We start from the raw sequence: 24,007 nt of genomic DNA on the forward strand, positions 1-24,007 counted from the left end.
ATCCCAAAGATAGGATTGAGCGACTCTGCGCACCGTCCGACAAGCCAACTGGATCGCCAGGCGGCGCAGGGAGAGACATCATGTGCAGGAATTGTTCATCCGGTGAAGAACAAGGCGCGGTCGGTCGGCGCCAGTTCATGAAGCTGGCAGCCGTCGGGGTCGGCGCGGGCCTCGCCGCGGCGTCGGCGGCGCCCGGCGCGGCGCGGGCCAGCGGCAAGGCCAAGGCGCTGATGCTGTCCTGCATGGACTACCGGCTGGTCGACGACTTCGTGCGCTTCATGGACGCGCACGACCTCCACGACGCCTATGACCACGTGGTGCTGGCCGGCGCCTCGCTCGGCGCGATCAGCGACCGGTTCGCGGCGTGGCACGGCACCTTCTGGGCCCATCTCGACGTGGCCATCCAGCTGCACCAGGTCGAGGAGGTCATCGTCCTCGACCACCGCGACTGCGGCGCCTACAAGCTTGCCCTTGGCGCCGAGGCGGGGGACACGCCGGAAAAGGAAATGCAGGTGCACAGCGAAACCATGCGCGCCTTCGCGGCCGCGGTGAGGGAGAAGCACCCCACGCTTGCGGTCCGCGGCTGGCTCATGGCGCTGGACGGCTCGACCGAGGAAGTGCCGCTCTCCTGACGCTTGCGGCCCTCACGGAGGCTTCCCATCTCTGGCTCTCTGACGGGAGATCCAGATGGACGGCGAAACCGATGCGGCGCTGATCTCGGCTGGGCGAGGCTACTTCGCCCGGCGCCGGGCCAAGGTTCAGGACTTCGCCCGGCGCAACTTCGGCCTCGGCGGCACGCTGAGGCTTCACCGGCACGCGCTGGGGTGGGATATCGTGAAGGCGCCGCTGAATGTGGCGCTTTCGCCGGTCTTCGTGGCGATACGGCTCGGCGCCGTGCTGGCCGATGCGGCACGGGCGCCCGGCGTGGCGCACTGGCTGCGCTCCCGCCGCATCCTGCTGCCCACCTCGGTCGCCCGGGAGACCGAGCGGCTGATCGTCGTCGATCTTCTCGAGCTGCCATGGTCGGACGGGCGCGGCCGGTCCGACCGCGACGCGCTGGCCGAGGCGATGCTGGCCGAACCGGCGCTGCGCGGGCTGATCCGCCGGCGCGTCGAGGCCGGCGTCGAGGGCCGGGTGGCGGCGAGGCTGGGCGACTATTCCGGCACGCGCTCGGCCGTGGCGGAGATGACCACCGCTGTGGGCACCCTCGGTGCGGGGGCGCTGGCCTTCAACGCGCTCACGCCCGGCGTGCTCTCGCTCGCCCCGGCGCTGTCGGCGATCGTCGCCCATCAGGCGGCGCTGGCTGCCTTTCCGCTTGGCGGGGCGCTGGGCTCGGTCTGGCTGGGGCTGTTCCCGGCAGCGGCCTCGCCGCTCCTCTCGGGGGCGGTGATCCTCGGCCTGATGCTCGCCGGCTCGGTCTTCGCGGCCTTTGCGGGGGTTCTGGCCGATCCGATCCAGACCCGGCTGGGCATCCACGAGCGGCGGCTGCACCGGCTGATCGACGCGCTGGAGGATGAATTCACCGGGACGGGCCGGCGTGGCTTCGTGGCGCGCGAGCACTACCTTGCCCGCATGCTCGACCTTGCCGATGCGGGCGTGGCGACGCTGCGGATGTTCAGGGGTTGAGGTTACGCGATGGGTGCAGCAGGGAGGAGCCGGCATGGCCCGCGATCTGACACCGGAGGCGGCCGACGAGACGGCGGAGGCGGCCTTCCGGCGCATCCTGTCGGAATGCCTGGACGCCTATGACCGCAATCTCGAGCGGCTGATGGGCTCGGACGATCCCGAGGGGCCCCACAAGGCGCGAGTGGCCCTCAGGCGCCTGCGCTCGGCCCTCGTTGCCTTCGAGGCGCTGCTCGACCCGGACTTCAGCCGGAAGGTCGGGCGGCGGGCGCGGCACCTGTTCCGGATCCTCGGCGACCTGCGCGACGCCGATGTCCTTGCCGGTCACCAGTCGAAGGGTCCCCGGGCCGCCGCCGCCGCGCGGAAGGCGGAGCGCATCCGCACCCGGGTGCGCGCGCGGCTGCGCCACGGCAAGGCAGCCCGCTTCTCTGCCAGGCTGGTCAAGGCGTTGGGCGGCAAGGGGTGGCGCCGCGGCGGACGTCGCGCCCGGGCGCTGGCCGAGGGTCCGGCGGCGCTGGTCGGCGGGCGGGCGATTGGCGATTGCTGGGCCACCTGCCTCTCGCACGGCAGCGACCTTGGCCGGATGTCCGACACCGAGCGGCACGAGATGCGCAAGGATCTGAAGACCCTGCGCTACACGGTCGAGTTCTTCGGCCCGCTCTGGCCGGGGGCGGAGCAGGAACGCTTCCTGTCGCGGATGAAGGACCTACAGGACGAACTGGGCCACCTGAACGACCTCGCCCTGCTCCGCCGCGAGGGCGCGGACGAGGGCGGCCGTGCGGCGGAGGCCGATGAGGCCCTGCGGAACGCCTCGGCCCTGTGGCAGGGCCTCGCGCTCGGGCCGGTCTGGTGGCACGAGGGCGAGGGTCGCCCGGCCAGCGCCTGAAGCTCGGGCGGGCGGGCAGCCGGTCGGGGCCGGACGGCGGGCGGTCAGGTTGTCCAGCCAGAGGGGGCGGCCGGCGCCGTCAGGTTGCCCTGCCAGAGGGCCGCGGCTGGGTCGCGCCCGTCGCGGGTCAGGACTGGCCGCGCGGCTGGCGCATGACGGCCACGCCGCGCCCGGCGCGCTTGGCGGAATAGAGTGCGGCATCCGAATCCGCCAGCATCCGCTCGCGCTCGGGCCTGTCGTAGAGTTCCGAGAGCGTCATGCCGATGCTGGCCGAGACCCGGCATGGCCGCCCCTCGAAGGGGATCGGCTTCGCCACGCCGGCGATCATGCGCTGCGCGACCTTCTGCAGCCGCGCCGCATCAGCGACCCCCGGGAAGATCATCATGAACTCGTCGCCGCCGATGCGGGCCACGGTATCGCCCGACCGCGTCTCCTGCGTCAGGATGTGGGCCACCGTGCGCAGCACGTGATCGCCGGCCGGGTGCCCCAAGGTGTCGTTGACCTGCTTGAAGAAGTCGAGATCCAGATGCATCAGCCCGAAAGGCTGCCGGGCGGATATGGCCGCATCCAGCGCCTGATCCAGCGCGCGGCGGTTGCGCAGCCCGGTCAGCGTGTCGGTCAGGGCCTCCTCCTCGGCGGCGCGGCGCGCCTCCTCCAGCCGCCGGTTCAGGCGGTGCAGTTCCTCGGTGACCGCGGTCTTCGCCTCGACGAGGTAGAGGAGCTCCACCGTCAGGTCGGTGGCGGCGAAATCGCCATCGGTCAGCCCATGGCGCCGCACCGCGTCCAGCACCGAGATCCCGAAGGACAGGTTCAGCAGCAGTCCGCGCCCCTCGTGCATCGGGGTGGCGATGCCGCGGAGGCTGACATTCACGCCGTCGCGCGTGGCCAGATGCAGCCGGGTGCCGGTGCGCGCGGCCAGTGCGGCCAGCGTAGCGACCCCGGCCGGGCGGCGCACCTCGAACAGGTCGAAGAAGCCACGACGCAGCGGCGAGTCGGGAAACAGCTTGCGCAGCGTCGGCCCGCAGCCTGCGACGGCACCCTGCGCGTCCAGCCGCAGATGCATCGGCATCAGGAGGTCGAGCCCCCCTGCCCCGATGCTGACCGGCTTGGCGACATTGCCCATCAGGTCAGCCGCTCCGCGAGGTCGAAGGGCCGGCCCGCGGCGAAGGCCGCATCCAGAAGCGCGATCGAGACGACCTCACCCTGCGCGGTCTGGCCGCGATGTTCGAGCAGGACCAGAACGCCGTAGTCGTCGGCCATCGCCCGCAGCAGCCCCACGACGACATGCCCCATCCCCGCGATGGGAGAGGCACAGAACAGCCGGAACCGGTGCGGGCCGAGGCCGATCAGGCGCAGGCAGGGCAACTCGAGCTCAGGCACCGCAAGGCGTGCCCGGTCAGGCAGGTCGTCCAGCGAATGCAGGAAGTCGGTGAAGGTCACGCCGCCGAAGCGCAGCAGGCGCCGCAGCGGCTCGGTGGTGCGGTGCGAGACGAGATAGGTCCCGACGTCCTCGAGCAGGGCCTCGCGCGGCCGGGCCAGCCGCCGCGCCGCCGCCGAGATCACCGCCTCGGTCTGGGCGATGTCATAGATCAGCATCGGCTCGAAACTGCCGAAGCCCAGTCGCGCGTCACGCGCGACCTCCGCCCAGAGGGCGGGGCTGTAGGTGTCGCGCAGAAAGCACTCGATCGCCCTGTTCACCAAGCCATGCATGCCCCGGACCCCTCCGATTCCCGCAGGAGCCTAGCGAACGGCCGTTAACAAATGCCGAAGGCGTCAGGGCATCAGGACGACCGAGTCGCCGCCCATCCTCAGACGGTTGACCGGCGCCGGCCCCAGATCCGGCGGCCCGTCCAGGATCTCGGCCACGACGGCCGCCGGGTCGTCCCAGTCGCCCATTCCCAGACTGCGCACGGCGAGCGTATCCAGCCGCCCCTCGCCCAGCGCATAGCCCGCAAGGTCAAGCCCGCCGCGCCGCCGCAGCGTCAGCACCAGCGCCTCGTCGCCCGCCCGCTCGGGCAGGAAGTCACCCACCACCATGACGCAGCCCGGGCGACCGTCCGGCAGCCGGGTCCGGCACCCCGTCTTCCACAGGCGGCGCTCGGCCGGCGACAGCCGCGCGACGATGGCCTCGCGCACCGCCTCCTGCCCTGCCGGGCGCACCTGCATCAGCCCGGCAATCTCGACCGCGGCATCCCGGGTGGAATGTTCGGGCGCCTGAAGCCCCGGCCGCGTCAGCCGCGCCGCCAGCGCCTCATGCCCGGGCTCGTGCGAGAGGCGGGTGAACTCGGCCAGCGCCGCCTCGCCCTCGCGGCCCCAGCGGCCGATGGAATAGAGGTCCAGATCCGCGGGCGCCGTCCGTCCCGCGACATAGCGTGCCACCTGGTCGCGGGCCGAGATCCGCGTGGCATCGAGCACCGGCGACAGCCAGAGCATCGCCAGGGCCAGCAACACCAGCGCCATCGCCATGTTGCCCTGCCGGATGCGCGCCATCCAGCCCCGCCCCGCCAGAACCGAGCCCGCATAGATCACCCCGTAGCCGAGCGCGAGGGCCGCCGCGATGACGCCCACCAGCCGGTCGGGCGTCCAGCCATACTGGGCCACGCGCTCCCACAGCGCCCAGGCCGCAAGCGCCCCCGGCGCGGGAAGGATCAGCGCAAGGGCCTGGGTGGCGCGGCGCATCGGTGCGCCCTGCACCGCCTCGGCATCGGTCTGGTCGATCGCCGTGGTCACGAGCATCGCCGCGATGGCCGCCATCACGATCAGCGTCTGCGCGACCGACACGCCGCCGAACATCACGGCGAAGCCGCCGAGCGGCAGCGCCACGATGAACAGCGTCATCACCAGCAGGATCGGCGGCAACAGAAGCCGAAGCAGCTTCAGCACCAGATAGGGCGAGACGAGCTCCGAATATTCCATCACCACCGCCAGCGCGATGCCCAGCGCAAGGCCGGTAATCAGCCAGGGTCCGACATCGCTCTCGATGATCCGCCCGAGCATGGGCACTCCCACCAGCGACAGCAGGGCATCGGACAGCAGGATCAACCCCCAGGCCAGCCCGGTGAAGAGCCAGGCCGCCGCCATGCGCACGACGAGGCTCCAGGCCGCGGTGAACAGCACCGGGTAGTCGCGCCAGTTGCCCTGCGCCCGCGCCACGAGGAAGGGCAGCGGCACCGTCGCGAGGATCAGCATCGAGATCAGGCTGCCCGCGACGTCGAACATGCTCTCGATCCGGTCGAAGCGGAGGCTGGCGAGGAGCAGGAACAGCGTGGCGAACAACGCCACGCCCGCCGCACCCAGCGCCGCTCGCAGGATCGGCAGCGGACCGATCAGCCCGAGCCAGCCGCCGAAGAACACCGCCGCGAAGCCGGTGGCGGCGAGGGCCGCGCGCTCGGGCAGAAGATCGTGGCTTGCCACCTCGAGAAGCAGATGGAGGCTGAACCCGGCCAGTCCGCCGATCCCGGCCATCGCCAGCCGCTGCCGCATGTTCCGTTCCATCGCCCTGCCCGTCCCTGCTGCCGCCTCGGCCGCGTCGCCGCCCTGCCGCGCGGGCGCGACGCTAGCGCGAATGGCCGCGGCCTGCCAGACGCCGCATGCCGACGCCGGATCTCGAGCCATGATCCGGCACGATCCGGCCCATGACCGGCGCATTGGAAGTGCCGGCCATCGGCCCGACCTCAAGCATTCCGCGACATGTCGCCGGACGATTCCGGTCCCGCGCTCCGGTCCCGTCTTCCGCGGCAGCGCCGGCCGAGGGGGTTCGATGCCCCCTCGGCCGGCACCCTCCCCCCGGCCTGCAGGTCGGGGTCAGGCGGCAGCCATCCCGTCGATCCAGTCGGCAAGCCCGCCGATGTCGGGAAGGATCACGTCGGCAAAGCCGGCAAGCTCCTCGGCGAGCGCGATGCCGGTCAGGACCGCGACCGTCCGCATCCCCGCCGCCCGGCCCGCGATGAGGTCGTGCGCCGAGTCGCCCACCATCACCACATTGGCGGGCTCCAGTCCGACCCGGTCGGCAAAGGCGAGCAGCATTCCCGGCTCCGGCTTGCCGCCATGGCCCGAATCCGCACCGGCGATGAAGTCGAACAGCTCCGTCAGCCCGTGCCGGCCCAGATGCGCCCGCGCCGGAACCTCGGAATCGTTGGTCGCCAGCCCGATCTTCAGCCCCCGCGCCCTCAGCCCGCCAAGCAGCGGCGCGAGCGGCACCGCCTCGGCCATCTCGGCATCGGCCGCCAGCCGGTTCATCTGCGCCACCAGGTCGCGCTTGTCCCGGCCCGGCAGCAGCGGCAGCAGCCGGTCGGCAATCTCGTCCGCCGTGCTTGCGATCACCGGGCTCGAGGGCGCGAAGCTGCCCGTGCCGATGTCGTAGCCGATCGCCTCGCCCAGCTGCCGCGCCTGCGCCTCGTCCGAGGCGATCTCGCGCAGCAGATGCGCCGACCACTCGCCCCAGCTCCGGCGGAAGTCGAACAGCGTTCCGTCCTTGTCGAAGATGATGCCGTGGATCATGGTGCGTCCTCCCTGGGCGCCAAGAGTGGCCATCGTGGCGGCGGTTTGCAACGGGATCATGTCCAGTGCACGGGCTCTCCGCCCGGCATCGCCATGCGCGCCTGCATGGGTGCCCGGTAATCAAGCCCGTTGTCGTCGCAGAAGCTCATGACGCGGGCGTCCTCGGCCATCAGGAAGTCCAGCACCCCGACAAGGAACGCCGGCCGGTCGGCGTTGCGGCGCACATCCTCGACCGTGGCGCCGGTGACGTGCAGGAAGGCGTCGAACAACCCCTCCTGCGAGGCGATCCAGCCCAGCGCCTGCAGCGCCAGCGTCTCGGCCGACTGTCGTTCCATCCCTTCCCCCTGTCGGTGCGGCCCTCCGGTTAGATCGCATCCGCGTCATTTGCGAAAGGAAGTTTTAACCAGTTCCGCAGCAGAGTGGGGAACGGGCGAGACAGGAAGACAGTCAGGGCATGGGCGGCACGGTTCTCATAGCGGACAATGTTGCGACGAACCGCATCGTCCTCAAGGTCAAGCTGGGCGCGGCCTGCTACCGGCCGCTTCTGGCGGCGGATGCCGCGACCTGCCTTGCGGTGGCCCGGGCCGAGGCGCCGGACCTGATCCTGCTCGACCTCATGCTGCCGGACATGTCGGGGATCGAGGTGCTTCGGCGCCTGCGCGCCGATCCGCTCACCCGCGAGATCCCGGTCGTGATGATCTCGGCCTCGCGCGATGCCGCGGTCCGGCTGGAGGCGCTGTCCGCGGGGGCCGATGATTACCTGGCCAAACCCGTGGATGACCTGGTGCTGATGGCGCGCCTGCGCAGCCTGCTGCGCCTGCGCGATGCGACGGGCGAGGTCGCGATCCGCGGCGCGGCGCTGCGGGCGCTGGGACTGGCCGAGGAACCCGAGGAATTCGAGGGCCCCGCCTGCATCGCGCTGGTCGCCGCCCGACCCGAGGTCGCGATCCGCTGGCGCAAGGACCTGCAGGCGCTGATGCCGGACCGCCTTCTGGTGCAAAGCCGCGAGGAGGCGCTGGCCGACACGGGCGCGCCGCCCGACCTCTTCATCATCGACGCCGATCTCGAGGGTCCGGGCGGCGGGCTGCGCCTGATGTCGGAGTTGCGCAGCCGCGCCGGAACCCGCCACGCCGCCGTCTGCATCGTGCGCAGCGAGGTGCAGGGCGAGGGCGCGGCGATGGCTTACGACCTCGGCGCGAACGACCTGCTCCCCGCAGGCTTCGACCCGCGCGAGGCGCGCATCCGCTTGCGCAACGTGCTGCGTCGCAAGCGCCGGGCCGACCGGCAGCGGGCGACGCTGCAGAACGGGCTGCGCCTTGCCGTGGTCGATCCGCTGACCGGCCTCTACAATCGCCGCTACGCCGGCGCCCATCTGGCCGCGGTGGCCGAGCGCGCGCAGACGCTGGGCGAGCGCTTCGCGGTGATGGTGATCGACCTCGACCGGTTCAAGGCGGTCAACGACCGCTGGGGCCACGGCGCGGGCGATGCGGTGCTGGTCGAGGTGGCGCGGCGGCTTCATGCCAACCTGCGGCCCGGCGACCTGCTGGCCCGGATCGGCGGCGAGGAGTTCCTGGTGGCCCTTCCCGACATCCGCTGGCAGGACGAGGCGCGGGCCGTGGCGGAACGCATCCGGGAAGCGGTGGAGGAACTGCCCGTCCAACTGCCCGGCGGGGGGTCGCTGCAGGTGACGGTGTCGATCGGCCTTGCCTTCTCGAGCGACGGTGACTCGCGGCGGCTGGAGCCGGTGGCCGACGTGATCAACCGCGCCGACAGCGCCCTGCTGGTGGCGAAGTCGGGCGGGCGGAACCAGGTGACCATCGGCCGGACCGCCGCGGCCTGAGCGTGCCGCAGGGGCATCCGACGCTGCGGCTGCCCGTCCCCGGGCGCCCGACCCGGGGCACCTCAGGGTTCCACCATGAAAAACCTATTCGTGCGGCCCGCCGTGGCGGTCGCGACGGTCGCCGTGATGGCCGCGGCGGGTCAGGTTGTTTTCCAGCCGGTCGGCGAAGGCGCGGCGCTCCTCGGGCGTCATCCCCGCGATGCGCTCGCCCAGCAGGCGCGAGCCGACCTCGGCCATCTCCGCCCCCCGCACGCGCTGCCGGTCAAGCACGGCCTGCAGCGCCGCGGCATCGAACGGCTCGGCCCGCAGCGCGGCCAGCATCGCGGCGAAGTCGGCGCGCATCTCGCGCCGCGCCTCGCGGAAGTCGCCGCGGCTGTCGAAGAACTTCTGGCGCATGGCCGCGCGGTCGGCCGGTGCCAGCGCCTCGGAGAACGGGCCGAAGCCCAGATCGCGCACCGGCCCGCGCGGGCTGCCGTCCGAGTGGAAGCGCCAGGCGGCGCCGCCCGCCATGCCCACCACGGCCAGGTTCAGCGCCACCGAGACCGCCAGCGCGATCTTCATCCAGAGCGGCGCGCGCGGGGCGGAAGCGGGGGTCGGAGTGTCGGTCATCGGTCAGCCTCCCACCGGCGCATCGAGGCTCGCGAAGAGCTCGTAGCCCGGCACCAGTTCCACGCTGTCAAGCGGCTCGGCCGCAGCACCGCGCCACAGCGCCTCGGCGACCGGGGCGGGCTGCGCCACGCCGATCCAGACGCCCGCGATGGTGGCCGTGGCCAGGCCCGCGAACAGCCCCCCACCGCCGAACAGCGCCAGCGTTCGCTTCGCGCGCCGCCGCGGCGCGGGGCGCGGCCTGTGCGGATCGGGCTGCGCGGCCGCGGCATCGGCACGGATCCGCGCCATCAGATCCTCCGACGGCACGGGCGCCTCCCGCCTCGCCTCGGCAAACAGATCGTCCAGATCGGTGTCGCGCATCTCAGACTTCCCCATATCCCAGCTCGGCGCGCTGCCCCGAGAGCAGCGCCGCCAAGGCCCGTTTTCCCCGCGCGGTCAGGCTCTCCACCGCTTCGACGCCGATCTGCATCACCTCGGCGATCTCGGGGTTCGACAGTCCCTCGAGATGCCGCAGCACCACCGCCTGCCGCTGCCGCTCGGGCAGAGCGGCCAGCGCCGCATCGAGCGCCCGCATCCGGTCGCCCTCGATCAGCGCCGCCTCGACGCCGGGGGCGGCGTCGGCCACCTCGGGCGCGTCGTCGAGCGCGGTCGAGGCCTGCCGGCGCCGGCCGCGAAGCCGATCGGTGCAGAGGTTGCAGACCACCCGGTAGAGCCAGGTCGAGACCTTCGCCTCGCCCTGCCGCCATTCCGGCGCGACGCGCCACAGGCGCAGCATCGCCTCCTGCGTGACGTCCTCGGCCTCGGCGCGGTCCGAAAGCATCCGCGAGGCCACCGCCAGCACCCGCGGCGACAGGCGCAGCGTCAGCGCACGCGCCGCCAACGGATCGCCGTTGGCGTAGAGCACGAGAAGCGCCTCCTCCGAGACGTCTGAAAGGGCGTCGAACGGCATTTCCATCCTGTCCCCGGATTAGCGCGGATGCGCCACGGCTGCAATTTCCGCAACCGGGACCGCGGCAGGCGCGATCCCGGCCCCGGAAGGATCGCTGCCGCGTCAGCGGTCCCAGAACCAGCCGTGGTGACCGTGACCCCGGCCATGCCCGCGCCCGCGGCCCTGCTGCATCATCTGGTCGGCCTCTTCCTGCGAGACCGCGCCGTCGTCATTCGCGTCGAGCCGGTCGAACATCCGCTGCGGGTTCGGCCCCGCGGCGAATTCGGTCACCGAAAGCTGCCCGTCGCCGTTGGCGTCGAAGCGATCGATCATCTGCCGGGTGTGAGCCTCGACCCTCGGCATCATGCGCGCCACGTGAAGCGCCGTCAGTTCCTCGGCCGAGAGCAGGCCGTCGCCGTTGGCATCGGCGCTCTCCACCCGCGCCGCACGGCGCGCGTCGAGTTCCTGCTTCGTCACCTTGCCGTCGCCATTGGTGTCCAGAGCATCGAAGTCGAAGAACGGACCCATCATGCCCGGTCCCATCCCGGCGCCCGGACCCATGCCAGCACCGGGTCCCATGCCAGCACCTGGCCCCATGCCCGCGCCTGGCCCCATGCCCGCGCCGGGACCCATCCCCGCGCCCGGGCCCATGCCCGCACCGGGCCCCATTCCTCCGGCCGGGCAGTCGGCCGCGCCCTGCATGCAGGGACGCTGGCCCTGTCCCGGGCCCTGCTGGGCAAGCGCGGTGGTTGCCGCCGCCAGCGTCAGCGTGGTCAGGGCGGCGGCCTTCAGCATCGTGAGGCGTTTCATGGTGCGTGTCTCCGGTTTCGCGGCAGCCCCTGCTGCCTGCTTCCGGTCCTGAAACGCCCCATGTCGCCGCTTCCGTCGCCGCGCCGCGCGGATTCCGGAAGCAGCGGCCCCCGGAACAGACCGCAGCGCGGGGCGTTGACCGGGGCCAGCATCGGAGGCCCGCATGGCTGACGGAACGATCGAGACCGAGGAGGAGCGCCCGCTCGGCCCCGCGCTCTGGCGGGGGTGGCGGCGTGTCTGCCCGCGCTGCGGGACCGGGCCGATGCTGCGCGGCTACCTGACCGTGCGCGACGCCTGCCCCGTCTGCGGCGAGAGCCTGCACCACCACCGGGCGGACGATGGCCCGGCTTATCTTACCATCCTGATCGTCGGGCATCTGATGGCGCCGATCATCCTGTGGAGCTTCGTCGAGTTCCGACCCGAGCCGGCCGTGCTTGCCACCGTCTTCGGAATCGGCACAGTCAGCCTCTCGCTCTTCTTGCTGCCCCGCCTCAAAGGCGCGATGGTGGGGCTGCAATGGGCGAAGAGGATGCATGGGTTTGGCGGCCGAGCACGCAGCGGATGACAAGACCCGGGTCCGCCCGGCCGCCACGGTGATCCTGCTGCGGCAGGGGGCCTCGGGTCCCGAGGTCCTGATGGGAATGCGCGGCGCGGGGGCCGCGTTCATGCCGTCGAAATTCGTCTTTCCGGGCGGCGCGGTGGACAGCGAGGATGCACGTGTCCCGCTGGCACGCCTGCCGGCACCGGAGTGTTGCCGGCGGCTTGATCTCGCCGATCCCGGCGCCCATGCGCTCGCCGCGGCGGCGATCCGCGAATTGTGGGAGGAGACCGGCCTTCCGCTGGGTGTGCCGGGTGACTGGGACGCGCCCGAGGGCTGGAGGGACTTTGCCGCGCGCGGCCTTCTGCCCGACGGGGCGGCCCTGCGCTTCATCTTCCGCGCGATCACGCCGCCCGGCCGCCCGCGCCGCTTCGATGCGCGGTTCTTCCTTGCCGATGCCGCGCGGATCTCGGGCGACCCCGAGGACTTCTCGCGCGCCTGCGACGAGCTTTCCCACCTGCACTGGCTGCCCTTGGCCGAGGCGCGACGGCTCGACCTGCCCTTCATCACCGAAGTGGTTCTGGCCGAGGTGGCGGCGCTGGCGAGCGGGGCGGACGATGCGGCAGGCGTGCCGTTCTTCGATAACTCGGGACCGGTGCCCACCTTCCGCCGCCTCACCTGACCCGGCAGGACGTCGTCCCGGCGCGGTATCCCCGCGCGGTCAGGAGCGAAGGACGCGCGCCCCTTCCCGGATCAGAACAGGGTCAGCCGTGCCAGATCGTAGCCGTTCCAGTCGAGGATCTCCCGCGCGGCGGTGAGCCGATCGGGCGGCAGCGGTCCGCCCCGGTTCAGGATGAAGCCGAACCGGCCGGAGGGCGTGCCGATCGCAAGCGTCCGGTAGTCGGTGTCCGCCCAGAGCACCCACCACGGCTCGGTCCCGCCTGCGGGCAGAAGCCTGCCGGGGCCGGTGACCGCCAGCGGACCGCCGAGCGCGGTCTCGCGTCCGCCGAGGCAGACCCGGCCGCTGATCGCAAGCCCGTTCCCCGAGGTCGTGATGGTCGCGCCCCCCGGGCGGCAGGCACCGGGCGCGGCGAAGGCCGCCACCTCGCGCCATTCGCCCGCCAGCCGCGCCGGCTCGAGCGTCGCATTCGACCAGATCGGCGTTCCCGTGTCGCGGAACGCGACGGACGGCGGCGGCGGGGCCTTGGCCGCGCAGGCGGCCAGCAGCAGAAGCGACAGGAAGCTCAGTCGAGACACAGCGTGATCCTTCGTCCCTCGTCATCCAGGATGTCGTTGCAGCCGATCAGAGGGTCGAACGGCGCACAGGTCTGCGAGCGGGCGAGGCAATGCCCCGAACAGTCGGAGTCGCGGCTGCAGCGCTTACCCGCGTCGCGCGGGGTCTTCACGCAGGTGAAGAGCGACTTGACCTTCACATAGCTGCCCTTGCGCTTCTCGCAGGCGATCTGGCTGGGCGACTTGACGACCGGAGGCGGCTCGGCGGCGGCAGGAATTGCGGCAGGGATTTCGGCACCCGCCGCCGGGTCGGGCGACGGCGGAAGCGGCGGCGCGCCGGCATCCGGGGCCATGGCCGCTGCCGGATCTGCCGCGGGAACCGCTGCAGGGCCATCCAGCGGCGTCACCTCGATCGCATCGGTCGCCATGGCCGAGGGCGCGGCCTCGGTCGCCTCGTCGCCGCCCAGTCCGATCCGGCAGGCGCCAAGCGCGAGGAACGCAACAAGTAGAAGAAGAAACGGTCGGCGCATCGTCCTGTCCCCGCTGATCCGCCGCCAGATGGCGCAAAGCGCCTGCTTTGCGCAAGGAATTTCGGGCTGGCGCGGCCGCGACACGCCCTGTGAGGGGCCCTTGGCGGGAACGCGCCGTGCTGCCGCTTGCAGCCGTCGCATCCGTTCCAGCCCGGGCGCGCGCCGCCGAGGCGGCGTCAGAACGGCGCGGGCCAGGCGCGGTGTGCGAGGGCGATTTCGGCCAGCACCTCGGGCGCAAGGGTGACCTGCGCCGCGCCCAGGTTGGTGCGCAGCTGGTCGAGGCTGGTGGCGCCGAGGATCGGGATCACCGGGAAGGGGCGCGTCCGGCAGAAGGCCAGCGCCATCTGGCAGGGATCAAGCCCGTGGCGCGCGGCAATGCCCAGATAGCCCGCCACCGTCTCGAAGACCGTGGGCGTGATGCGTCCGCCCAACGTCGGGTTGCGCTCGCGCCGCGAGCCGTCGGGCGTCACGTCGCCGGCATACTTCCCCGACAGCAGACCCGCGGCGAGCGGAGAATAGGCCAGCAGCGGCATGTCCTCGAGCGCCGAGAGTTCCGCCCAGTCGGTATCGAACTGCCGGCAGAGCAGCGAATATTCGTTCTGGATCGAGGCCATCCGCGGCAGCCCGTGCCGGTCGGCGAGCGAGAGCCATTGCGAGGCGCCCCAGACCGTCTCGTTCGACAGGCCGAAGTGGCGCACCTTGCCCTCGGCCACCAGCGCCTGCGCGGCGTCGAGCAGCGCCAGCATCTCCTCGCGCACTGCATTCCCGCCGCGCGGCGGCACGTAGTCCCACATCTTGCGGAAGTGATACGAGCCGCGGTTCGGCCAGTGGATCTGGTAGAGATCGAGGTAGTCGGTCCCGAGGCGCGAGAGCGACCCCTCGAGCGCGCGGCGCAGGCTGTCGGGCGTGACCGGCTCTCCGCCGCGGACCGCGCGGCTGCCTTCGCCGGTGATCTTGCTCGCCAGCACGATGCGCTCGCGTCCGCCGCGCGCGGCCAGCCAGCGGCCGATGATCGTCTCGGTGGTGCCGACGGTTCCGGCCGCCACGGGGTTCGTCGGATACATCTCGGCGGTGTCGATGAAGGTCACGCCATGATCGAGGGCGAGGTCGATCTGGGCATGGGCCTCGGCCTCGGTGTTCTGGCTGCCCCAGGTCATCGTGCCGAGGCAGAATTCGGACACGGTGAGGCCGGTGCGGCCGAGAGGGATCAGTCTCATCGCGAACTCCTGCTTTGGGGGAGAAGCCTATCCCACCGCGCCGGGATGGCAAGCGGCCCGGCCGGGAGTGACGTGGCGGCGGGGACTGATCCCACCCTGCGAAGGCCCCGGAGGATTGAGAACCTATGGTGAACATGGCAGGCTGGTGCCATGACGACTCAGCTTCTCGACCGCCATGGAACCCGCGTCCGGCCGATGCAGCGGCTGGTGGGCGACCTTACGCTGTCCCGCATGCGGGTGCATGAATTCTGCGGCCCGGCACGGCGCCTGCTGGCGGTGCTGCTGATGGCGGCCGGCCAGGGTCCGGTGGTCTGGATCCATCCCGGCTGGCGGCCCGAGCGGCTTTATCCCGACGGGATGCGCGACTTTGCCGAGCCGGGCCGGCTGATCCTCGTCCGGGCAAGGCGGCCCGAGGACCTGCTGTGGTCGATGGAGGAAGCCTTGCGCTCGGGGGCCGCCCCGCTGGTGGTGGCCGAACTGCCCGAGCCGCCCCCCCTCACCCCGGTTCGCCGGCTGCACCTGGCCGCCGAGGCCGGCGCCGAGACGGCGGCGGCGCTGGGGGCCGAGCCGCCACTCGGGGTGATCCTGACGCCCGAAACCGGCGGGGCCGCCGGGATCGAGACGCGCTGGCATTGCCGGCCCTGGCCGGAAGGGCGCTGGCGGCTCGACCGGCTGCGCGCCCGGATGGAACCTCCCGCCGGCTGGATCCTGCGCAGGAGCAGATCGGGCGTCGAGATCGAGGGCCGCCATACCGCGCAATGATCCTCTGGCCCTCGCCCCCGTCCGGCGCTAAACAGCGCGCGGTCGGGACCAAGGGACTTCTGGGGGCATTCTGGGCATGGCGCGGATACTGATCACTTCGGCGATCCCCTACATCAACGGGATCAAGCATCTGGGCAACCTCGTCGGCAGCCAGCTTCCGGCCGACCTTTACGCCCGGTATGCCCGCGCCCGCGGCCACGAGGTGATGTTCATCTGCGCCACCGACGAGCACGGCACGCCGGCCGAGCTTGCCGCCGCCAAGGCCGGCAAGCCGGTCGAAGTCTATTGCGCCGAGATGCACGAGATCCAGAAGGAGATCGCCGCGGGCTTCCGCCTGTCGTTCGATCACTTCGGCCGGTCGTCGAGCCAGCGGAACCACAAGCTCACCCAGCATTTCGCCGGCAAGCTCGCCGAGAACGGCTTCATCGAGGAAGTCAGCGAGAAGCAGGTCTTCTCGGTCGCCGACAACCGCTTCCTTCCCGACCGCTACATCGAGGGCACCTGCCCGAACTGCGGCTACGAGAAGGCCCGCGGCGACCAGTGCGAGAACTGCACCAAGCAACTCGACCCGACCGACCTGATCAACCCGCGCTCGGCCATCTCCGGCTCGACCGATCTGGAGGTGCGCGAGACCAAGCACCTCTACCTGAAGCAGCGCGCGCTGAAGGACGAGATCGAGGCCTGGATCGACAGCAAGACCGACTGGCCGGTGCTGACCACCTCGATCGCGAAGAAATGGCTGCATGACGGCGACGGATTGCAGGACCGCGGCATCACCCGCGACCTGCACTGGGGCGTTCCGGTGAGGAAGGGCGACGCGCCGTGGCCAGGGATGGAGGGCAAGGTCTTCTACGTCTGGTTCGACGCGCCGATCGAATACATCGCGGGCACGGCGGAATGGGCCGACGCGAACGGCAAGCTTGATGCCGACTGGGAACGCTGGTGGCGCACCGACAAGGGCGCCGAGGACGTGCGCTACGTGCAGTTCATGGGCAAGGACAACGTGCCCTTCCACACGCTTTCCTTCCCCGCGACCATCATGGGCTCGCGCGAGCCGTGGAAGCTCGTCGATTACATCAAGTCCTTCAACTACCTGAACTATGACGGCGGCCAGTTCTCGACCAGCCAGGGCCGCGGCGTGTTCATGGACCAGGCGCTCTCGATCCTGCCCGCCGACTACTGGCGGTGGTGGCTGCTGAGCCACGCGCCGGAGAACAGCGACAGCGAATTCACCTGGGAGAACTTCCAGGCCTCGGTGAACAAGGACCTCGCCGACGTGCTGGGCAACCTCGTCAGCCGCGTCACCAAGTTCTGCCGCTCGAAGTTCGGCGAGACGGTGCCGGAAGCGGGCGAGATCGGCGAGCGCGAGCAGCAGCTGATTGCGGAACTGCAGGAGCGCCTTGCCGCCTACGAGGCCTGCATGGAGGCGATGGAGGTCCGCAAGGCCGCCACCGAGCTTCGCGCGCTGTGGGTCGCCGGCAACGAATACCTGCAATCCGCCGCGCCCTGGACGGTGGTCAAGACCGACCCCGAGCGGGCACAGGCGATGATCCGCCTCGCGCTGAACCTGATCCGGCTCTATGCGGTGCTCTCGCGGCCGTTCATCCCGGATGCGGCGGCGTCCACGATGGCCTCGCTCCAGTGCGAGGACTGGAGCTGGCCCACGGATGTGGCGCAGGCGCTGACGGTGCTGCCGCCGGGCCATGCGTTCACCACGCCCGACGTGCTCTTCCGCAAGATCACCGACGAGGAGCGGGTCGAATGGCAGACCCGCTTCGCCGGCGTCCGCACCTGAGCATCACGCCGGCGGCCTTCCCTGCCCTCACGTCGCCGGCGCAGGCTCCGCAGCCGGACCGGGCAGTCCCGGACAGAACATGGCCCGCGTGCGCGGGGACGGCAGGTCCCACCTGCCTCAAGGCTCACGGACAATGAGCGGGCGCTGCGTGCGACCGGCCGCGTGCGCGGGGACGGCAGGGCGGACGGGCGGGGCTCGCTAGAGCGAGGCCAGATCAATCGTCACGTTCCGGCGGGCGGCGCTTTCCACCGCGGCGTCCTGCAGCGCCTTGTTGCGGCGCAGAAGTTCCAGAAACCGCGTCTCCTCGAGGCTGAGCAGCGTGCCGTGGCTGATCGCCGTGACCTGCGCCCGGCGCGGCTTGCGCGTCAGGATCGCCAGCTGGCCGAACATCTCGCCGCGGCCCAGACGCACCTTCTGCCCCGCCACGTCCGATTCGACGGCGCCCGAGGCGATGAAGAACACCTTGCGCGGCACGTCGCCCCGACGCAGCAGCACCTCGCCCGGCCGGACATAGACAGTCTGCAGCAGCCGCTCGAGCGCGCGAAGCTGGTCCTCGTCCATCTCGGCGAACAGCGGGAACTGGCGCACGAGTTCGGACTTCTGCACAGCGAGGTCAAGCGGCGGCCGCCGCTCCTTGCGGCCGCGGGCGATGGCGATGCGCTGGCGCAGCGTCATGAACAGCTCCTGCCCGATCAGCCCGTCGTCGCGCAGGGTCTCGTATTCGCGCTCTTCCAGCCGCAGCGCGGTGCGGCGGATGAAGCTGCGCACCATCTCGTCGGAATAGCCGGGATACTGCAGCCGCAGCGCCTCGAGCGCCTGGGCCGTCTCCTCCTCGCGCCGCTTCAGCATCTCGTGCAGGATCTCGGCCACGCGGCGGCCGTGGATGCGGCGGATCTTGCCGTCGATCAGCCCGTGCAGGTCGCCCAGGATCAGCCGCTGGCTCAGCAGCATCTCGAACCGGTCGGCAGTAAGCTGGCTCAGCCAGCGCGAGATCTTCAACCGATTGTGCGCCAGCACCGCCAGCCGGTGGCGGCGGCCATAGCCCAGCGCCATGCGGCCGGCGGAGCGATAGCCGTCGCGGCCCTGCAGCCGCGTGCGCTCGATCAGCCGGTCGGCGTCGACCAGCATGGTCTCGGCCAGCCGGGGCGAGATCAGCTGCTGACGGAACGAGGCGAGGATCGCATCCCGCTCGCGCCCCGCCAGCGCCAGCAGGCCCAGCGTGATCCGGTCGCGGTCGGGGATGTCGTCGGCACTGTCATCAGCCAGTTCCACCGCCCGCTCCAGCCGCTGGCCGAAGCGCTTGGCCTCGGCGCGCACGATCTGCGGGTCCAGCTCGCGCTCGCGCACGGTACGGGCCACCTCCTCGCGCACGTTCTGCAGCGCCACGGCGATGACCTGGTTCGACAGCGCCAGATCCAGCGGCGTCAGCCGCGCGAGGCCGAGGCGCCGGATCACCCAGCGCAACGTCGTCCCCTGCGCCAGAAGCGTGAACAGCACGAAGCCGGTGGCAAGGATGCCGACCTCGCGCTTGACATGCGGCGGCACCAGCGGGTTCTCTGTCACCGCCAGCGCCAGCGCGAGCGTCACCGCGCCGCGCAAGCCACCCCAGAGGATCGCCACGCGATACGGCCGCTCGACCTTCGGCGACAGGTTCAGCCGGGTCAGCAGCGGCAGAAGCCCCGACAGCATCACCGCCCGCGCCAGAACGGCGGCCAGCACCACGATGCCGATCAGCACCAGATCCCAGTTCGTCGCCCGCCCGATCAGCCGCGGGATCAGCAGCGCGGCGAGAATGAAGATCAGCGATCCCGCCCAATGCGCCAGCATCTCCCAGGTGTCGGAAAGCTGGCTCCAGGTCGCGGGGCTGAGGCGGCCGGGACCGGCAAGGTTCATCGCGATGCCGGCCGTGACCACCGCGATCACGCCCGAGGCATGCAGCCCCTGCTCGGCCAGCACATAGGTCAGGTAGGGCAGCGCGAGGCTGAGCGACAGCTGCGCCGTGGGATGCGCGGCCATCGCGGTCATCAGCCACAGGGCGATCCGGGCCATGACGTAGCCGGTGGCCACCCCGCCGAGGATCAGCAGCGGAAAGTCCACCAGCGCATCGCGCAGCGTGGGGTCGGGCACGCCCGCCATGACGAAGGTCAGGAAGAAGCCGAACAGCGCGATGGCTGCGGCGTCGTTCAGCAGGCTCTCGCCCTCGACGATCCGCGTCAGCCGCTGCGGCGCCGCGATGGAGCGGAAGATGCCGACCACGGCCGAAGGGTCGGTGGTCGAGACGATGGCCCCGAGCAGCAGGCAGGCCACCAGCGACATCGAGCTGAAGGGCTGCAGCGCAAAGCCGATGGCGAGCGTCGAGACCAGAACCGCCACCACCGCCATGACGAGGATCGGCACCCAGTCGTCGATCATGCGCCGGATGTTCAGGCTCAGCGAGACCTGGAACAGCAGCGTCGGCAGGAACATGTAGAGAAAGACGCTGGACCGGATCGGCAGCGCCAGAAGCTCGGTCAGCTCGGGCGGGAATCCCGCGGCCACCTCGCTGCGCCGAAGCAGCAGCGCGACTGTGCCGAGCGCCGCCCCCACCACGGCCAGCACCACCGAGAACGGAAGGCGCAGGCGGTGGGCGATCGGCTCGCAGGCGGCGATGACAATGAACAGGACCGCAAGCGCGGCGACGAGCAGGATGATGGTCATGCGCACCTGATAGGCGCTTCGCGGCGGCGGGAAAACCCGTCGCCGTGCACTTCCTGTTGACCGTGCGGAAGCGCCTTAATGGGCGAGCTGGCCCGCACGCTTGCCCAGCTTGTAGGCCCGGGCCTTGGTCATGGGCGCGTGGTCGACGAAGCCCTTTTCCACCAGCGAACGCAGCGCGCGGTGGAAGGTCGGCGTGGCGATCGCGGCGCAAAGCGTGTGGCGGCGGATCGCGTCCGACCGGACGATCGAATCCTCGGATTCGCCGAGAAGCTTCACCGCATAGAGGACATCAAGCTCATTCCGAGAGAGATCGGCTATGCCAAGGTCGTGCTCGAGCCCCAGAAGAAGTTCCCTGAGCTGTGCGACGCTCTGAAACCGCCGAGACGCGGTCATGCGCTCATCCATCTTGCTCCCGTCCACCGTCACGCCCCCTAACTGCATTCTTTTACAAAACAAATCGGCCATCCTTCCCGGACATTAGCCGACGATACCGATCCGATGGGAAGCGACAAAATGACGCGCCACTCGCACCAAAGAGACAACTTGTGCCTAAGTCCGAGGCATCTGGCACCCGCCAAGGGCCGAATGGCTATCTCAGGCTGACAGGCTTTCACGTTGAAAGCCTTCGGCGTCAGACATATAGCCCGCGCCGAGATTCAGGACCGTGGCACGTCCGCGCAGGGATCGCGCGCCCTCCGGCGGGCGCGCGCGGGTCGGGGAAGGTGCCGCGGGCAGGCTCAGGCCCAGATCACGGCAGCCCAGACCGCCAGTGGCACGCCGATTGCAGGAACCACCGCCCCGAGGGCCGGCCGCCGGCGCACCATCGCTGCGGCAAGCCGCAGCGACCAGCCCGCGCCGAGCAGCAGAAGCGCGGTCCAGACCCAGCGGGCATCCAGCGGCAGGCCGCTCGCCGCAAGCCGGGCCACGGTCTGCTGCGACAGCCCGACGATCAGCCCCGCGGCCGACAGCGGAAGCAGCGCAAGTGCGAGGCGATGGAACATCCCGCTGCGCCCGTCCAGCCGCGCGGCAAGGGCCAGCGACAGCGCCACCGCCGCCGACAGCGACAGGGCGATCAGGCCGAAGGTCAGCAGAAGCGCCGCGCCCTCGCCCAGCGTCATGCCCCGGCCGAACAGCACCCACGGCGCCTCGACCGCGGCACCAAGTGCGCGCGACAGCGGGCCGAGCCACGGCGCGGCCTCCCACCAGAACGCGGCCGAGCCGAGGCCGATCAGCCCGGCGATCACCATCAGGCTGTCGGCGGCCGATCCGGCGCTGCGCAGCACCTCGGACCCTGGCGCCCGCGGCTCGAGGCACACCGCATCGCGGAAGCCGGCGCAGCGGCCGCACATGTGGCAGGGCGAGGCGCTGTCCATCGTGCGCACCGGCACCATCGGCTCGCAGTTGAAGCGCATCTCGCGCGCGCGGGACGGCGGACAGGCGTCCCAGGCCCGGGCATCGACCCGGTAGTGCATCGGCGCAAGCTTCGCGAGCAGCCCGAACACCCCGTTCACCGGGCAGAGGAACCGGCACCAGACCCGCTTCTCGCGGCCATAAAGCCAGCCGACCAGCACGGCCGATCCGCTCGACAGCCCAAGGATCAGCAGGGCGGCGCGCGGATCGTCATAGATCGAGATCATCTGGCCATAGATCGTGACGCCGGCGAACAGCGCGAAGGGCCAGCCGGGCCACTTCATCCAGCGCGGGATCGCCCGCCCCTTGCCGCGCCGCGAGGCGGCGGCCGACAGCGCGCCCTCGGGACAGAGCAGGCCGCACCAGAGCCGGCCGAACAGCAGCACCGAGACCAGCACCCCCGGCCACCAGATGCCCCAGAACAGGAACTGCGCGAAAAGCGTGAGGTTCGACCAGATTCGCGCCGTGGCATCCGGCAGCGGCAGCAGCGCGGGAAGGATCAGCAGCGGCAGGTAGAGCGCGACCATAGCCCATTGCAGCGCCCGCACCTCGCGCTGATGATCGCGCAACCACAGGCCGAAGCGTTCGAGCCGGTCCGGCGCGGCGGCAACGGCGGGCGCGGGACGGGCGCCCGCGAACTGGGGAGGAGCCTCATGCATGGCGCGTTCTAGGCCGGCACGGCCCGCTGCCGGAAGGGCCGACGCCTTGCGTCACAGGGCCGCAGCGCCGGATTTGACTTCGCCGCCAAAGCGCACAAAGGTCCGCCGATGAGCCGACACCCCGCACCCGAACCGCCGCCAGGCTTCCGCGCCCGCTGGGCCGCGCTGCGCAACGTGCCGCCCTTCCTGCGCATGGTCTGGCGGGCCAGCCCCGGCTTCCTGATCCTCAGCCTGTTGCTGCGGCTGGCGCGCGCGCTGATTCCCGTCACCGCACTGTGGTTCGGCAAGCTGATCATCGACGAGGTGGTGCGGATCTCGGCCCTGCCCCCGCCCGGGGGCGGCGCCTGGGCCTGGATCGGCACGCCCGAAACCGGGCCGCTGATGCTGTTCATCGGCGCGGAATTCGCGCTCGCGATCCTGTCTGACCTGCTGGGCCGAGCGGGTGGGCTGATCGACACGCTTCTGACCGAGCGGCTGACGATGTCCTCCTCGGTCCGGCTGATGGATCACGCCGCAGGGCTGGACCTTGCCGCCTTCGAGGATGCGGGTTTCCAGGACCGGCTGGAACGGGCCCGGCGCCAGTCCGGCGGGCGGATGACGCTGACCGGGCAGATCCTGACGCTGATGCAGGATGCCGTCACCGTCGCCTCGCTGGCCAGCGGGCTTCTGGTCTACAACCCGTGGCTTATCGTGCTGCTGGTGGCGGCCCTTGTTCCCGCCTTCCTGGGCGAGGCGCATTTCAACGCGCAGACCTATAGCCTCGACTTCCGCCGCACACCGGAACGGCGCGAGCTGGACTACCTCCGCGTGACGGCGGCGAGCGTCGATACCGCCAAGGAGATCAAGATCTTCGGCCTCGCGCCCTTCCTGATCGAGCGCTACCGGATGCTGTCGGAAAGCTTCTACCGCGCGCGGCGCCGCATCGCGCTGGCGCGGGCCCTGTGGGGCACGATCTTCAGCGCGCTGGGAACGGCGGGCTATTACCTCGCCTATCTCTGGATGATCGGGGCGACGCTAACCGGGCGGCTCACGATCGGCGACCTGACCTTCCTTGCCGGCTCGTTCCTCCGGCTGCGCGGGCTGGTCGAGGGGCTGCTGACCGGCTTCTCCGTGACCGCCTCGCAGGCGCTGTATCTCGAGGACCTGTTCGGCTTCTTCCGGGTCGAGCCGTCCATCCTTCCGCCGGCCCGGCCGCTGCCGGTGCCCCGGCCGATCCGCGAGGGGTTCCGCTTCGAGGGGGTGGGCTTCCGCTATCCCGGCGCAGGCGGCTGGGCGGTGCGCGATCTTTCCTTCACGCTGAAGGCGGGTGAGACGCTGGCGCTCGTGGGCGAGAACGGTGCGGGCAAGACGACGCTCGTGAAGCTGCTCGCGCGCCTCTACGATCCGGACGAGGGGCGGATCATGCTCGACGGCCACGACCTGCGCGAGTTCGACCCTGCCGCGCTGCGCGGCGCGATGGGCGTGATCTTCCAGGACTTCGTGCGCTATTCCTTCAGCGCCGGCGACAACATCGCCGTGGGCCGGATCGAGGCGCGCGAGGATGCCCTGCGCATCGCCGGGGCCGCGGCGCGCAGCGGTGCCGACCGGATCGTGGAGCGGCTGCCCGAGGGCTATGCCCAGATGCTCGGAAAGCGCTTCCGCGACGGGGTGGAGCTGTCCGGCGGCGAATGGCAGAAGCTGGCCATCGCCCGGGCCTACATGCGCGAGGTGGAGGTGCTGATCCTCGACGAGCCGACGGCGGCGCTCGATGCCCGGTCCGAGTTCGAGGTGTTCCAGCGATTCAAGGATCTCTCGGCCGGGCGGACGGCGGTGCTGATCTCGCACCGCTTCTCGTCGGTGCGGATGGCCGATCGTATCCTCGTGCTGGCGGGTGGCCGGGTCGAGGCAACCGGCACGCATGACGAACTGATCGCGCGGCCCGGTCGCTATGCGGAGCTGTTCGAACTGCAGGCCGCCGGCTACCGCTGAGG

At 71.0% G+C, this 24,007-nt stretch carries 24 protein-coding genes; 9 read left to right on the plus strand and 15 right to left on the minus strand.

The annotated features are described in order from the left end of the window. Positions 1–137 precede the first annotated feature (137 nt). From CK951_RS11715 to CK951_RS11725, 3 genes are read left to right on the plus strand one after another with little or no spacing between them, the layout of a single operon-like run. Positions 138–632: a carbonic anhydrase gene (locus tag CK951_RS11715; protein WP_232520616.1), complete on the plus strand. Its 495-nt coding sequence runs from the start codon at positions 138–140 to the stop codon at positions 630–632. A 55-nt stretch (positions 633–687) separates the two neighbouring features. Next, a complete protein-coding gene (locus CK951_RS11720) occupies positions 688–1,626 on the plus strand; it encodes a DUF6635 family protein (protein ID WP_096786317.1) in 939 nt (312 codons plus the stop codon). A gap of 34 nt (positions 1,627–1,660) precedes the next feature. Next, positions 1,661–2,509: a CHAD domain-containing protein gene (locus CK951_RS11725; protein WP_096786318.1), complete on the plus strand. Its 849-nt coding sequence runs from the start codon at positions 1,661–1,663 to the stop codon at positions 2,507–2,509. A 127-nt stretch (positions 2,510–2,636) separates the two neighbouring features. Here the strand turns inward: CK951_RS11725 and CK951_RS11730 are convergent, their stop codons facing one another. The 5 genes from CK951_RS11730 to CK951_RS11750 form a co-directional block, all read right to left on the minus strand. Further along, complete coding sequence (locus CK951_RS11730) at positions 2,637–3,632, minus strand: diguanylate cyclase (protein ID WP_096786319.1); 996 nt, start codon at positions 3,630–3,632, stop codon at positions 2,637–2,639. Next, positions 3,632–4,219 carry a heme NO-binding domain-containing protein gene (locus CK951_RS11735; RefSeq protein WP_096786320.1) on the minus strand — a complete coding sequence of 196 codons (588 nt, stop codon included), beginning with the start codon at positions 4,217–4,219 and terminating at the stop codon, positions 3,632–3,634. The genes CK951_RS11730 and CK951_RS11735 overlap by 1 nt, the downstream gene beginning before the upstream one ends. 63 nt (positions 4,220–4,282) lie before the next feature. Beyond that, a complete protein-coding gene (locus CK951_RS11740; RefSeq protein WP_096786321.1) occupies positions 4,283–6,004 on the minus strand; it encodes a DUF4153 domain-containing protein in 1,722 nt (573 codons plus the stop codon). 309 nt (positions 6,005–6,313) lie between these two features. Next, positions 6,314–7,009, minus strand: coding sequence for an HAD family hydrolase (locus tag CK951_RS11745; RefSeq protein ID WP_096786322.1), 696 nt, complete (start codon positions 7,007–7,009; stop codon positions 6,314–6,316). Positions 7,010–7,065: 56 nt separating this feature from the next. Beyond that, on the minus strand, positions 7,066–7,344 hold the full coding sequence (locus tag CK951_RS11750) for a DUF3572 domain-containing protein (protein WP_096786323.1): 279 nt from the start codon (positions 7,342–7,344) through the stop codon (positions 7,066–7,068). A gap of 119 nt (positions 7,345–7,463) precedes the next feature. Between CK951_RS11750 and CK951_RS11755 the strand changes: the two genes are divergently transcribed. Next, positions 7,464–8,849, plus strand: a complete 1,386-nt coding sequence (locus CK951_RS11755; RefSeq protein WP_096786324.1) for a diguanylate cyclase — start codon at positions 7,464–7,466, stop codon at positions 8,847–8,849. A gap of 84 nt (positions 8,850–8,933) precedes the next feature. Here CK951_RS11755 and CK951_RS11760 read toward each other — a convergent pair whose 3' ends face one another. The 4 genes from CK951_RS11760 to CK951_RS21400 form a co-directional block, all read right to left on the minus strand. Continuing rightward, positions 8,934–9,458 carry a periplasmic heavy metal sensor gene (locus tag CK951_RS11760; RefSeq protein ID WP_096786325.1) on the minus strand — a complete coding sequence of 175 codons (525 nt, stop codon included), beginning with the start codon at positions 9,456–9,458 and terminating at the stop codon, positions 8,934–8,936. 3 nt (positions 9,459–9,461) lie between these two features. Then, complete coding sequence (locus CK951_RS11765) at positions 9,462–9,818, minus strand: dihydroorotate dehydrogenase (RefSeq protein ID WP_096786326.1); 357 nt, start codon at positions 9,816–9,818, stop codon at positions 9,462–9,464. Position 9,819: 1 nt separating this feature from the next. Then, on the minus strand, positions 9,820–10,413 hold the full coding sequence (locus CK951_RS11770) for an RNA polymerase sigma factor (RefSeq protein WP_198402346.1): 594 nt from the start codon (positions 10,411–10,413) through the stop codon (positions 9,820–9,822). 96 nt (positions 10,414–10,509) lie between these two features. Then, entirely contained in the window at positions 10,510–11,196 is a 687-nt protein-coding gene (locus CK951_RS21400) for an EF-hand domain-containing protein (RefSeq protein ID WP_198402347.1), read from the minus strand. Between the two features lie 163 nt (positions 11,197–11,359). Between CK951_RS21400 and CK951_RS11780 the strand changes: the two genes are divergently transcribed. Both CK951_RS11780 and CK951_RS11785 read left to right on the plus strand, forming a co-directional pair. Continuing rightward, on the plus strand, positions 11,360–11,761 hold the full coding sequence (locus CK951_RS11780; RefSeq protein ID WP_096786328.1) for a DUF983 domain-containing protein: 402 nt from the start codon (positions 11,360–11,362) through the stop codon (positions 11,759–11,761). Beyond that, complete coding sequence (locus CK951_RS11785; protein ID WP_096786329.1) at positions 11,730–12,416, plus strand: NUDIX domain-containing protein; 687 nt, start codon at positions 11,730–11,732, stop codon at positions 12,414–12,416. The genes CK951_RS11780 and CK951_RS11785 overlap by 32 nt, the downstream gene beginning before the upstream one ends. 71 nt (positions 12,417–12,487) lie before the next feature. Here CK951_RS11785 and CK951_RS11790 read toward each other — a convergent pair whose 3' ends face one another. The 3 genes from CK951_RS11790 to CK951_RS11800 all read right to left on the minus strand — a co-directional run bounded on the left by CK951_RS11790 (position 12,488) and on the right by CK951_RS11800 (position 14,714). Beyond that, complete coding sequence (locus tag CK951_RS11790) at positions 12,488–12,991, minus strand: lipocalin family protein (protein WP_096786330.1); 504 nt, start codon at positions 12,989–12,991, stop codon at positions 12,488–12,490. Further along, positions 12,979–13,497, minus strand: a complete 519-nt coding sequence (locus tag CK951_RS11795; protein WP_096786331.1) for a hypothetical protein — start codon at positions 13,495–13,497, stop codon at positions 12,979–12,981. Before CK951_RS11795 ends, CK951_RS11790 begins: the two co-directional genes overlap by 13 nt. A 176-nt stretch (positions 13,498–13,673) precedes the next feature. Further along, entirely contained in the window at positions 13,674–14,714 is a 1,041-nt protein-coding gene (locus tag CK951_RS11800; RefSeq protein WP_096786332.1) for an aldo/keto reductase, read from the minus strand. Positions 14,715–14,864: 150 nt separating this feature from the next. Between CK951_RS11800 and CK951_RS11805 the strand changes: the two genes are divergently transcribed. Both CK951_RS11805 and metG read left to right on the plus strand, forming a co-directional pair. After that, positions 14,865–15,476: a hypothetical protein gene (locus tag CK951_RS11805; protein WP_096786333.1), complete on the plus strand. Its 612-nt coding sequence runs from the start codon at positions 14,865–14,867 to the stop codon at positions 15,474–15,476. 76 nt (positions 15,477–15,552) lie between these two features. Beyond that, on the plus strand, positions 15,553–17,271 hold the full coding sequence (metG, locus tag CK951_RS11810) for a methionine--tRNA ligase (protein WP_096786334.1): 1,719 nt from the start codon (positions 15,553–15,555) through the stop codon (positions 17,269–17,271). A 198-nt stretch (positions 17,272–17,469) separates the two neighbouring features. Here the strand turns inward: metG and CK951_RS11815 are convergent, their stop codons facing one another. The 3 genes from CK951_RS11815 to CK951_RS11825 all read right to left on the minus strand — a co-directional run bounded on the left by CK951_RS11815 (position 17,470) and on the right by CK951_RS11825 (position 22,037). After that, positions 17,470–19,968 carry a cation:proton antiporter gene (locus CK951_RS11815; protein ID WP_096786335.1) on the minus strand — a complete coding sequence of 833 codons (2,499 nt, stop codon included), beginning with the start codon at positions 19,966–19,968 and terminating at the stop codon, positions 17,470–17,472. A gap of 75 nt (positions 19,969–20,043) precedes the next feature. Then, complete coding sequence (locus CK951_RS11820) at positions 20,044–20,361, minus strand: hypothetical protein (RefSeq protein ID WP_232520617.1); 318 nt, start codon at positions 20,359–20,361, stop codon at positions 20,044–20,046. A gap of 344 nt (positions 20,362–20,705) precedes the next feature. Next, a complete protein-coding gene (locus CK951_RS11825; protein ID WP_096786337.1) occupies positions 20,706–22,037 on the minus strand; it encodes a 4Fe-4S binding protein in 1,332 nt (443 codons plus the stop codon). 108 nt (positions 22,038–22,145) lie between these two features. On the opposite strand from CK951_RS11825, the gene CK951_RS11830 reads away from it, so the two are divergent. Next, complete coding sequence (locus CK951_RS11830) at positions 22,146–24,005, plus strand: ABC transporter ATP-binding protein (protein WP_096786338.1); 1,860 nt, start codon at positions 22,146–22,148, stop codon at positions 24,003–24,005. The last annotated feature ends 2 nt before the right edge of the window (positions 24,006–24,007 follow it).

Source organism: Rhodobacter sp. CZR27, from assembly GCF_002407205.1.
Classification (GTDB): domain Bacteria; phylum Pseudomonadota; class Alphaproteobacteria; order Rhodobacterales; family Rhodobacteraceae; genus Cereibacter_A.